The organism is Pseudomonas canadensis, assembly GCF_030980095.1.
GTDB classification, from domain to species: Bacteria; Pseudomonadota; Gammaproteobacteria; order Pseudomonadales; family Pseudomonadaceae; genus Aquipseudomonas; species Aquipseudomonas canadensis.
This window is the reverse complement of sequence record NZ_CP133298.1, coordinates 3064073-3076167: the sequence shown is the minus strand read 5'-3', so window position 1 is coordinate 3076167 and position 12095 is coordinate 3064073. Positions and strand designations below refer to the sequence as shown.

The 12095-nt window shown below is 62.7% G+C and carries 6 protein-coding genes; all 6 read right to left on the bottom strand.

What is annotated here, in order from left to right; all coding sequences use genetic code 11:
- A complete protein-coding gene (locus RB216_RS13910; protein ID WP_308908840.1) occupies positions 1 to 1413 on the bottom strand; it encodes a polyurethane esterase in 1413 nt (470 codons plus the stop codon).
- 88 nt (positions 1414 to 1501) lie between these two features.
- A complete protein-coding gene (locus tag RB216_RS13905; protein WP_028616106.1) occupies positions 1502 to 4612 on the bottom strand; it encodes an autotransporter serine protease in 3111 nt (1036 codons plus the stop codon).
- 43 nt (positions 4613 to 4655) lie between these two features.
- Positions 4656 to 7613: an autotransporter serine peptidase EprS gene (eprS, locus tag RB216_RS13900; RefSeq protein ID WP_308908839.1), complete on the bottom strand. Its 2958-nt coding sequence runs from the start codon at positions 7611 to 7613 to the stop codon at positions 4656 to 4658.
- A gap of 30 nt (positions 7614 to 7643) precedes the next feature.
- Positions 7644 to 8978 carry a TolC family outer membrane protein gene (locus tag RB216_RS13895; protein ID WP_028616104.1) on the bottom strand — a complete coding sequence of 445 codons (1335 nt, stop codon included), beginning with the start codon at positions 8976 to 8978 and terminating at the stop codon, positions 7644 to 7646.
- A 2-nt stretch (positions 8979 to 8980) separates the two neighbouring features.
- Positions 8981 to 10294, bottom strand: coding sequence for an HlyD family type I secretion periplasmic adaptor subunit (locus RB216_RS13890; RefSeq protein ID WP_028616103.1), 1314 nt, complete (start codon positions 10292 to 10294; stop codon positions 8981 to 8983).
- Entirely contained in the window at positions 10291 to 12042 is a 1752-nt protein-coding gene (locus tag RB216_RS13885; protein ID WP_308908838.1) for a type I secretion system permease/ATPase, read from the bottom strand. The genes RB216_RS13890 and RB216_RS13885 overlap by 4 nt, the downstream gene beginning before the upstream one ends.
- Between the last annotated feature and the right edge of the window lie 53 nt (positions 12043 to 12095).

The following is a 12095-nucleotide window of genomic DNA, read 5'->3' as shown; positions in this document are numbered from 1 at the left end:
TTACGCGATAACCATCCCCTCCCCCGACCAGCCACTCACGCCCACCAGCGTCACCGAATCCCCGCCAACACTGATCACCGTATCCCCACCGTGCTCACGGTAGTCCACACTCCCCTGCACATCCTTGAACACCAGCTTGTCCGTCGATTGATAGCCAATCACCCGGTCCTGGCCAAAATGCCCGCTGAACAGAAAGGTGTTGTGCCCGCTGTTATCGCGGATCGTGTCATTGCCCTTGCCGCCCTCGATAAAATCCGCGCCCTTGCCGCCCTGGATCAGGTCATTGCCGTCGCTGCCGATGATGAAGGTGTTGCCCTTGTGCGGCTCGGCATTGCGGTTGAGATCCTGCACCCAGGTGTTGGCCCGCGCCGGGTCGGACAGGTTGGCGACGATCACGGTGGAATCGCGGGTCATCTGCTCGTAGAAGCCTGACTCAAGCACCCGCGTCATGCCATCGCCGTAACCGGTGGGCAGGTGCGAAACCCAGGTCGGGAGATTGACAATGGAAAACGGCAGCACATTCCACAGCGTCGAGGCGTAGTGGTCGTTGAAGCTGACGATATTGTCGGTGGTCGACTCATGGGGTTTGTCGTGCACGCCCAGGGACGACAGGTTGAAGGACGAACCCTCCAGCGCACGGAACACCGGGTCATTCTCGTAGCCAATGTTCAGCACCTTGTCGCCGGCGCTCTGGGTCGGCGAGGCATAGGCCACATAATTGGCGTCCGTGTAGAACCCCGACCATTTGTTGTTGCTGAGATCGGCCATGCTATTGACCGCCAGCCCTCCCAGGCTGTGGCCGCTGACCACCACATCCTTGCCGCTCAAGCCATGGGCACTGGCGTAGTCGGCCACATTTTTGAGCAAAACACCGAAGGCTTCCCCGGCGTAATTTTTCGCGTAGTCCTTGGGGCCGAGCGCCGCCAGCAGGTCGCTGACCAGGTCACCGATGGAATCGCTGATCAAGGTTTCCCGAGGCCCCGAGGTGCCGCGAAAACCAATGCCGATTTCCAGCAACTTGCCGGCGTCATCGTACTTGCCCAGCACCTCGACCTGGGCCGTGGTGTAGCCCACCTTTTCGCCAAAGAAGGTGCCTCGCGCATCGACTTTGCCACCGTAACCCAAGGTGCTCGCACTGATCGGCGTCCAACCGGCGTTTTGTACCGCGTCCAGCGCGGCTTTTTCCGAATCCGGATTCCATGGAATGCCGGGGATCACGCCCTGGGAGTCTGTGCTGCCCAGCAACGCGCCGACCAGCGTCGCCGGCAAGCCCAACCCCAGGCCGTTGTGCTGGTAACCCACGGCGAAGCCGTTATCCAGGTTGTGGTAGGAATACAACGTGATCGCCATGGCATCGGCGAACAACGCTTTGGAGCCCTCGGTGCCGAGGTTTTTATAGTCAAAGATACCCATTGGTAGTGCCTCTCTTTTGTTGGAGTTGTAGAGAAAGCCAAACCTGCGGGCACCGGTGGCGCCGACACCCGCAAAGGTCGCTAAACCATCAGAACGCCCAATCCAGGCTCAAGCCCACGCCATGGACTTTTTCTTTGCTGGCCAGCAGGCCGTTGTAGTCAAAGTTGACCCGCGCATCCTTGCTCAGCGCAAGGCTGACCCGTGCGCCAACCAGCGCCGCGTCACGCACCATCGGCGCACTTTCCACCGTAAACGACGGGCCGCCCGAGGCAAATGCCAAGTGTTGCTCGGCATCGGTGCTGCTGAGGGTGTGCTGCCAGCCCAGGGTGCCGGATACCTCCAACTGTTGGTGGTCATTCACATTGAAGGTTTTCAAGGCACGCAGACCCAGCGTGCTCGACACCTGGTCGCGTGTGTCGTCACGACTTTTCAGCGCCGCAGCGTCGCCTTTTTCGGTAAAGCCATCGCTGTCCAGGTGCACGTAGGCCAGGTTGGCGAACGGTTCCAGGGCCAACGGTTGCAGGTTGATGCGGTAGGCCGCTTCGGTGAATACCTGGGTGCTGCGTGCATCAACCTTGGCTTTCTGTTTGCCGGAGACATTGCCGTATTGCAGGTCGCGTTTCACGTCTGCGCGGTGCCAACTGTAAGTGGCGCCACCGCTCAGGCGCCAGGCGCCGATCTCATGCCCGGCATAGGCGCCGAAGTGGTAGCTGTCGACCGAAGCACGGGAATGCGTGCCGCTACCCATGTTCAGTGACGTGTCGCTGTAACCGGCGACCAGGCCGATGCGCGTGGACTCGTCCAGTGCACCGTCCACCCCGGCGAGCATGCCGCCGATGGACGTGGTGTAGCCGGCTGTATCGCTGCGGCTGTCGGTCTTGCCCCAAGCGCCCAGGGCCTTGACCCACACGTTGCCACGACTGTCGAGCGTCTCGCTGGATGCCCCCATCTCGCCATTGCGCAGGCGTTCGCCCACGGCTTCGCGCACATAGCGGCTGTCATTCACCAAAGCGGTTTCCAGGGCCGGATAGATTTCTCCCGACAGTTGTTGGAAAGCACCTTGTGCCGACGCCGCATTAGGCGCCAACAGCAGGCTTTCATACACCGCGTTGCCGGCGCCCAATTGCTCGGCGGCAGCGGCCACGGCGCGCTGGTTGTCGGTGGCGCCCACGCTGGCAAAACTGTTGGCGTTACGTGCCACGTCCAGTTGCACGCCGTTGGCCGCGTAGTTCAGGTTGCCGCCGAGGAACAGGTAGTTGGGCAGCACCGCACCAAAGCTGCCGGTAATGCCACCCGCGGCTTGCAGGATGTTGTACTGGCGCCCGATCAGGCTTTGCGCCTGTGCGCCACTGAGCAGCGTCGGGCTGTTTTCCAGCGCGAGGGTCACCGTGCCCCCGTTCAAGGTGGCAGTGCCTCCCGCCACAATGCGGTCGCTGCTGGTAGGCGACAGCTCCACGGCATAGGTCGACCCGGCCTCAAACGTCACATCCCCTGCGACGTTCAAAGTGCCGATGGAGTTGCCCGGCGCCACGGTGCCGCCGTTTTTCGCCAGCAACGAACCGATGCGGCCGGAACCCCCGACTACCCCGCTCTGGCTGACGGTCACCTGCGAAGTAAGCGAGCCATTGATGGCCAGCAAGCCTTGATTGACCAAGGTCGGGCCGCTGTAGGTGTTGGCGCCGGTGAGTACCAGCGTGCCAATGCCCTGTTTGGTCAGGCCGCCGTGCCCGGAGATGTCATTGCTCCACAAGTCCAGCCCGCAATGCACATCGTTGCAGATTCGCTGAGTCGGCTTGCCGGCATCGACCACCGCGCCCACGCCCGGTAAATCCGCGACAAACTGTCCGCTGCCATAAGCGCCGTCAATGCGGAACTCGGCCGGAATGTCTTCGGCCGTGACAAACATTCCCGGGCCGTTGATCGCCTTGCCCAGGTTGATCATGCCCCAGCCGTACAACGAGTCGATGCCCGGCGCGCCGAGGTCCGTAGCGGTGGTCTTGAGCAGTGTCGAGATCTGGTCGCCGCTCATGTACGGAAAACGCTGCATCAGCACGGCCGCACTGCCGGCCACGTGGGGCGCGGCCATGGACGTGCCGTTGAAGTTGGCATAGTCGGTGGTGAGGTTGTCCAGGCTGGTGCCATTGATGACAGAACTGTAGATCTTGGTGCCGGGCGCCGACACGCAGAAACTCGCCGCATAGCCGCAACGTGAGGAGAACGTACTGATCACATACGGATCGGCGCTCGTGGTGTCCGGGTTCTGCTGCAACGCCGCGACGGAGAGCCAGTTGGGCGCAATCTCTGGCACAAAGTACGCCAGCCCGGAAATCGCGTCCGGATTGTTGCGATTGTAGTCGTTGCCAGCGGCGAAGATCGTCAGCACGCCGCTGCGGGCCGCATCGATCGCGCCCTGGTAGGCGCCACCGGCAATGGTTCCGAGGATCGGCCGGATGTTGTTGAATTGTGCCTGTGCTTCGTTGACCGTGAAATTTGGAAACGCTGGGTCGCGCCCGCCCTTCGCATACTGCTCACCAATGCCGATGCCCCAGCTGTTGTTGATGATCCGCGCGCCGCTGGCGACCAATGCGTCCCAGCCGGCCTTGTACACCGCGCCATCGTTGCCGAGGATGATGCCGTCTTCCGGGCCCGGGTCACCGTTCTCGGCGCTGATGATTTGTGCATCGAAGGCCACGCCGTGCATCGGTCCGCCATCGCGGTTACCCGCTGCAATCCCGCCGACATGGGTGCCATGGTTGCCCAGCTTGCCGTTCGAACCGAGCGAAGGCGTGCCGTCGTAACGAAACGCATCGCCGGCCTTCACCGGGATGTACGGGTCGGTGTACTGACGGATGCCCTCGGTGACAATCGTCACCACCTTGCCAGGGCTGGCGAACTCCGGGTGCTGGGCGTACACCGGTTGGTCGAAGATCCCCAGCTTGACGCCCTTGCCGGTGTACCCGGCGGCGTACGCGGTATCGGCATGCACGGCGCCCAGGCCCCAGTCGGCCTTGAACTCATTGCTGCGCCAACTGGCGGCATCGCCCAGTTTGCCGGTTTCCACATAGGGTGCGGCCTGGGCGGTTCCCAGGCTTGCCAGGCAACACAGCAACGCACCGTATGGCGCGCTGCGGCTGGCCTTGGGCGGGTAGCCCAAGGCGGTGTGGATGGCGGTAGTTAACCCTGACTTGCGTGTTTTCACGGTGACCTTCCTTAGTTTTCTTATTGCACATGTGTAAATCGCTTCAGAACTGCCAGTTGAGGCTCAGCCCCACCCCTTGGGTTTTCTCCCGGCCACCCCATTGGCCGCTGTAATCAAGGTTGACCCGTGTGGCCGGGCTCAGCGCCAGGCTGGCCTGCACACCGACCAGCGCGGCATCGCGCAGCAACGGCGAACTGCGCACGGCAAATGACGGCCCGCCTGCGACAAACGCCAAGTGCTCTTCGGATTCAACGGCGGTGAGGCTGTGCTGCCACCCCAGCGAACCGGAGAGCTGCAGCTGCTGGTGGTCATTGAGGGCAACGGTTTTCAGGGCACGCACGCCAAGCGTGCTGAGCACGGCGTCCCGCTGATCGCTGCCACGTTCCAGGGCCGCGGCATCGCCTTTTTCATGGAACCCATCACTGTCCAGGTGCACATAGGCCAGGTTGGCGAAGGGCTCCAGTGCCAAAGATTGCAGGTTGATCCGGTAGGCCGCCTCGGTGAACAGTTGCGCCGTGCGCGCCTCCAGCTTGGATTTTTGTTTGCCACTGACAGCGCCGTATTGCAGGTCGCGCTTCACGTCACCGCGATGCCAGCTGTAGGCGCCACCGGCACTGACGCGCCAATCGCCCAGCTCGCGCCCGGCGTACGCACCGAAGTGATAACTGTCGATGGATGCCGAGGAATGCGTGCCGCTGCCCATATTCAATGAGCTGTCGCTGTAACCGGCGACCAGGCCCACACGCGTTTGCTCGTCCAGCGCGCCATCGACGCCGCCCAACAGACCACCGAGGGAGGTGGTGGAACCCGCCGTCTCACTGCGGCTGTCGGTCTTGCCCCAGGCGCCGAGTGCCTTGAGCCACAGGTTGCTGTCAGCGGCGACCGGCACCTGGCGCAAACGCTCGCCCACCGCGTCGCGCAGTTGCAGGCTGTCGTTGATGAGCATGGCGCCGATCGCCGGGTAGACTTCACCGGACAACTGCTGCAAGCCGTGTTGCGCAACCGCAATGGACTCCGACTGCAGCAGGCTTTCGTACACCGGGTTGCCCGCGCCCAATTGCTCTGCGGCCGCGGCTACGTTGCGTTGGTTGCGCGTCGCCGCGACGCTGGCGAAGGTGGCGTCATTGCGGACCACGTCCAACTGCACGCTGTCGGTGGCATAAGCGAGGGTGCCGCCAAGGAATAGATAGTCGGGCAACACCTGGCCAAACTGACCCTGGATGCCGCCAGCCGCCTGGAGGATGCTGTACTGGCGACCGATAAGGCTTTGTGCCTGTGCGCCGCTGAGCAGGGTCGGGCTGTTTTCCAACGCCAGGGTGACGTTGCCGCCGCCCAGGATCGCCTTGCCGCCGGCGACGATACGGTCGCTGCTGGTGGGCGTAAGTTCCACCGCATACGTCGAACCTGCCCCCAGGTTCACGTCGCCCGCCACCTGCAAGGTGCCTACGGAATTGCCGGGAGCCACACGGCCGCCTTGGTTGACCGACAGCGCGGCAATCCGACCGGAGCCGCCCAGGGTGCCGTTGCTGTTGACGGTCACCGCAGACGTCAGCGACCCGTTCACCGCCAGCAGCCCGCCGTTGACAATGGTCGCCCCGCGATAGGTGCTGGCGCCACTGAGTACCAGCGCACCTGCGCCGGACTTGATCAGGCTGCCTTCATAGATCCGCGTCGCGGCCGCCTGATCGCGTGCCGTGCCGATGGCGTAGTCCGTCTGGTCCTGCTGGCTGGCGCCGGCGCCCACGCCGTTTTGCCAGCCCTTGTCGATCAGGGTCTGCTGCCAGGCGCCGTGCTCGGCAGTGTCTTCGGCCTGGCGCTGCAGCAAGGCCTGGTCGGAGATGCCGTTACTCCAGACATCGCCCTGCCCGGCCGCGAGGCTGACGTTCATCGGTCCGAGTAACTGCCCCGGGCCGTGCATCGCCCGCCCCAGGTCCGGTACACCCCAGCCTACGCTGGTGGTGGGCGCCTGGGTGATGGAACCATCGAGCTGCGTTGCGGTGGTCAACAACACCTGCAACGCCTGCTCGTTGGTCATATAGGGGTAGCGTTCCATCACCAGTGCCAACGCACCGGTAGCATGGGGCGCCGACATCGAGGTGCCGGATTTCACGCCGTAGCCGCCGTCGGGAATGGTGCTGTTGATCAACGCACCGGGGGTGGAAATGCACCAGTATTTGGCAATGCCGCACTGGTTGTATTTCTGATTGTTGGCCTTGTCCAGCCCCGACACCGCCAGCCAGTGCCCTTCCAGTTCCGGCTGGAAATACGGCAACGCCGAACGCACGCTGGCATTCGCGTAACCACTGTTGCCGGCGCTGAAGACATTGATCACACCGGCCTTGGCCACGTCCGCCGCCGCATCCAGCCAGGTGCCCTGGTTGTAGTGCTGGGCGTAGGCCGCGTGCAGGTCGGCAAGGGTCCGGTAACTGACGTCCTTGGGCTGGCTGCCCCAGCTGTTGTTGATCGCCCGCACACCGGAGTCCACCAAGGCGCTGTACACCGCCTTGAAGTATTTGGGGTCGGGTGTCGGGCCAAACAGGAAGCTGTCGTTGGCGTTGGTATTGCCCACGTAGAGTTGCGCGTTGTACGCCACGCCGTGCATGCCCACGCCATCGCGGGCGGCGCCCATGGTACCGGTGACATGGGTGCCGTGAGAGTCGTTGTTGGGGTTAAGCGCACCCGTGGTGTTGAAGGGAACGCCGTCCACGTAACTGCCGCTGGCGGTGACCGCGTGATAGCGGTCTTTGGAAGCTTCCGGGTGATTGGGATCGAAGCCTGAGTCCAGCGCACCGATCTTTACCCCGCTGCCGGTGATGCCGGCGGCGTAGGCTTCATCGGCCTTCATGCGCCCAAGCCCCCAGTCACTCTGGAACTCGGTGGAGCGCCAACTGGCGGCGTTCCCCGGTTGACCGGTCTCGGTATAGGCCGCCTGCGCCGCAACGGACAACAGCAGCAAGGAACCGGCGGTAAACGGTTTGAAACGGGGTGAATCGGTGATCATCGAAACCATCCTTATTGTTGTTATGGAGGCTTACTTCAGGGGGCCGAACGCCTCATCGACCTTCGCCAGGTCGGTGTCCCGCAGGTTGCCGGCGTAGTAATGCAACTTGGTCCAGGCCATCAGGTAGTCATAGCGCGCTTGCGCCAGGTCGCGGCGGGTGCTGTAAAGCTGCTGCTCGGCGTTGAGTGCATCGAGGTTGACCCGCTCGCCACCGAGGATGCTTTGCTGGGTCGACACCACCAACGCCTCGGCCGACACCAGCGCCTTCTGGTACGCACGCAGCTTGCTCACCCCCGACAAACAGGCACTGAACTGCCGGCGCAGCTCGATCAGGGTTTCGCGGGTCTTGCCTTCCAGTTCGTACTCGGCCTGCTCCATGGCACGGCTGGCCTGGCGGGTGGAGGCCGAGATGCCGCCACCGGCATACAGCGGCACGCTGACTTCGACGCCGATGGTGTTGGTGTCATAGCGCTGGTTGTAGGTGTTGCCGCTGTCGGATTCCTGCTGGCGCGAGCTGGCATAGGCCGTGACCTTGGGCAAATGCCCGGCGCGGTTGCGCTCCACTTCATAACGCGCCACTTCCAGGGCCTGGCGCTGCGAGGCCAGCGTGGGGTTGTTGCTGATCGCCAGTTCGTGCCAGGTGTCATAGTTGGCCGGGGTCAGGGTGAAAGCGGCAAAGCCCTGGTTCAGCGGGGCCAAGTCGTGGATGTTGACGCTCTGCACGCCAATCAATGCGCCCAGCTCCCGCAGGGACGCGTCCTGTTCATCCAAGGCCTGGATCTCTTCGGCGGTGGCCAATTCGTAGCGGGATTCGGCTTCCAGAATATCCGTGCGTGTGCCCTCGCCTTGCTGAAACAGATGCTGGTTCTGCTGGAATTGCTGCTCGAACGCCTTCTTCTTTGCGCGGGCGATGTCGATCTGGTCCTGGGCGAACAATGCCTGGGTGTAATACGTCAGCACCCGCACCAGCAGTGCCTGGCTCTTGTCGCGAAAGCTTTCATCGGCAAACAGCGCCTGGGCCACGCCTTTGCGGTAGTTGGCGTAGGCCTCGTAGTCGAACAGCGGCTGTTGCAAGCTGAAGGTGGAGCCATAACTGTTGTAGTTGCGGTCGTCGCGATAGCTACCGCCGCGCCCATCGGGCAAGTGGGCCTCGGAATTGTTGCGCCCCTTGTTGTAGTTGTACGACAGCCTGGGCAGCAGACCGGCGCGGCCGATGGCGCGGTTTTCCAGGCCGGCGTCGCGCTCCTTGATGGCACCGAGGAACACCGGATCGTTACGCAAAGCCTGCTCGTACACATCGAACGGCCCCATGGCGGCCTGGGCACTCGCGCTGGTCAACAGCAAGGCGATAAACACGTGCTTCATGTCTATTCCTCGGTCAACGCGGAGCCGGCGCGGTCGAGCAGCGGCTTGAACAGGTAATTGAGCAGCGAGCGCTCGCCGGTGCGCACGAACATCTCGGCGGGCATGCCCGGCTTGATCACCAGCCCGTGGAGTTTTTCCAACGCCGCTTCGCTCACCGTAGTGCGCAGCACGTAGTAGGCCGCGCCGGTTTTTTCATCGAGCATCTGGTCGGCGGAAAGCAGGCTGACCTCCCCCGGCACACGCGGTGTGCGGCTTTGGTTGAAGGCGGTGAACAGAATGTCGACCGGCAGGTGCGTGCCGACCTTGTCGACCAAATGCACCGGCAAACGCCCTTCCACTTCCAGGCGCGTGTCTTGGGGCACGATCTCCAGCAGGGTTTCACCCGCGCGGACCACGGCGCCCTCGGTATGCACGCTGAGATTGACCGCGATGCCATCCGCCGGGGCGTTGATTTCGCTGTGTTGCAGGTCGAACCCGGCCGAGGTGAGTTGTTGTTCCAAAGTCAGGCTGCGCAGTTGTGCGTCGGCCAACTGACTGCGTACTTCCTTCTGGTATTCCTCACTGTGCTGTTGCAGTTTCAGCCGTGACTCGAGGATGCCCTGCTCTACCCGGCCACTTTCGCCGGTGTTTTGCGCCAGATCCTGTTGCACTTGGGACAACTGCCGTTGGTAGTCCATCAGCCGGTTGCGCGGGATGTAGCCGTTGTCGGCCAAGGGTTGCAGATTGCTCAGTTGATCACGCAGGGACTGCGCCTGGGCGGTCAAATCGCTGCGGGCGCGGCGCATGCCGCCCAACTGCGCGGTGGCGCCGTCGATATTGGCGCGGATACCGGCCTGTTCACGGGCAAAGGCTTCGCGACGGCTGCTGAACAGTTGGCGCTGACCTTCCAGCACCAACGCCAGGGCCGGGTCGGGATTGGCGCTGAGTTCGGTGGGAAAGGTGATGCTGGACTGATTGTCACGTTCACTTTGCCAGCGCGCCACACTGGCCCAGGCCATGCGGTACTGGGCTTGCAGGGACTGCACGTCGGCCTGGTGCTGAGTCTGGTCGAGACGAAACAGCGGCTGGCCTTGCTTCACCCACTCGCCCTCCTTCACCAGAATCCGGCTGACCACGCCGGGGCTGAGGGTTTGCACCGCCTTACGCTTGCCCGACACCACCACCGTGCCTTGCACCGGAATACCCTGGTCCAATGGCGCGAGGCTGGCCCACAGGAAAAAGCCGCCAGCCCCGACCACCGTCAGCAACCAGCCCATGCGTGCGAAGAAATTAGCGTCGTGTTCTTTAAAGCGTGGTTCAACAGTGATGTTGCTCATGCGCCTGGATTCCTTCCGGCCTGGTACTGACGACTGAAACTCACGCCCGGTCTCTCCTTGGGCGGCTCTTGCTGTCCGGACAACGCCCGCAGCACTTCCTGGCTCGGCCCGAACGCCTGCAAATGCCCTTCGCTGAGCACCAGCAACTTGTCGGCCTGGGCCAGCGCCGACGAACGATGGGTGACCAGCACCACACTGCTGCCCTGGGCTTTCATCTGCACGATGGCACTGGCCAGCGCAGCTTCGCCGACGGTGTCGAGATTGGAATTGGGCTCATCCAGCACGATCAGGCGCGGCCCGCCGTACAGGGCGCGGGCCAACGCCACCCGTTGTTTCTGGCCGCCGGACAGGCCGCCGCCGTTGTCACCCAGCACCGTGTCGTAGCCCTGGGGCAAGCGCAGGATCAGTTCATGCACGCCAGCCTGCTGCGCCGCCTGCACCACCTGCTCGGGGTCGGCTTCGCGAAAGCGCGCAATATTGTCGGCAATGCTGCCGCTGAACAGCTCGATGTCCTGGGGCAGATAGCCAATGTGCGGGCCGAGGTCGTCGCGTTCCCAGCGATGAATGTCCGCGCCATCCAGGCGCACCGTTCCGGCCAGCGTCGGCCAGACGCCCACCAGCACACGGGCCAGGGTGGATTTACCGGAGCCCGAGGCGCCGAGCACACCGAGCACTTCACCCGCGCCCAGGTTGAAACTAACTTGATGCAAGGTCGCCATCCGCCGCCCAGGCGGGCCTGCACTGACCTGTTCAAAGCTGACCTGGCCTTTGGGCGGCGGCAGCTTCATCTGCTCGACTTCCGGCGGAAATTCGCGCAACAGATCATCCAGCCGCTGGTAGGCCAGCTTGGCCGAACTCCATTGCTTCCACACCGCAATCAACTGGTCGATGGGGCTGAGCACCCGGCCCATCAGAATGGAACCGGCGATCATCATCCCGGCGGTCATGTCCCCCTTGATCACTAACAAGGCCCCCAGGCCCAGCACCAAGGATTGCAGGCACAACCGCAGGGATTTGCTCAGGGAAGTCACCACGGAGCCGGTATCACTGGCCTGGTTTTGCAAGCCTAGAAACTGCGAGTGCACCGCAAACCAGCGCTGGCGCAGCGCACCAAGCATGCCCATGGCCTGGATCGTCTCGGCATTGTGCAAGTGGCTGGTCGCCAGTTGCGTGGACTGCTGGGAATAACCACTGGCCTCGCCCAACGGCTTTTTGGTCAGGTATTCATTCAGGCATGCGAGGGCGATCAACAGCACCGCGCCCGCGGTGGCCAGCACACCGAGCCACACGTTGAACAGGAAGATCACAAATAGATAAATGGGAAACCACGGCGCGTCGAAAAACGCGAACAACGCTGGCCCCGTGATGAATTGGCGGATATGAGTCAAGTCGCCCAACGCCTGCCCAGCATGCCCCTGCCCGCGTTGCAGGTTGCGCTCGAACGCGGCCTTGTACACGCGCAAGTTGAAACGCCGCTCCAACTGGCTGCCGATGCGGATCACGATAAAACTGCGAATGACCTCAAGCGTGCCAATAAACGCAAAGAAGCCCACCACCATCAACGTCAACATCACCAGGGTGGTTTCATTCTGGGAGGACAGCACGCGGTCATACACTTGCAGCATGTAAATCGACGGCACCAGCATCAGCAGGTTAATCAATGCTGTGAAACAGCCAACACTGATCAACATGCTTTTGTATTCACCCAGCGCCATGAATAAGGGCGCGACGGCATGGGACTTCGCCATGGTTTCTGATCTTCCCTGAAACAAATTTCGCGCAATAGTTTCCCCAACCCCAA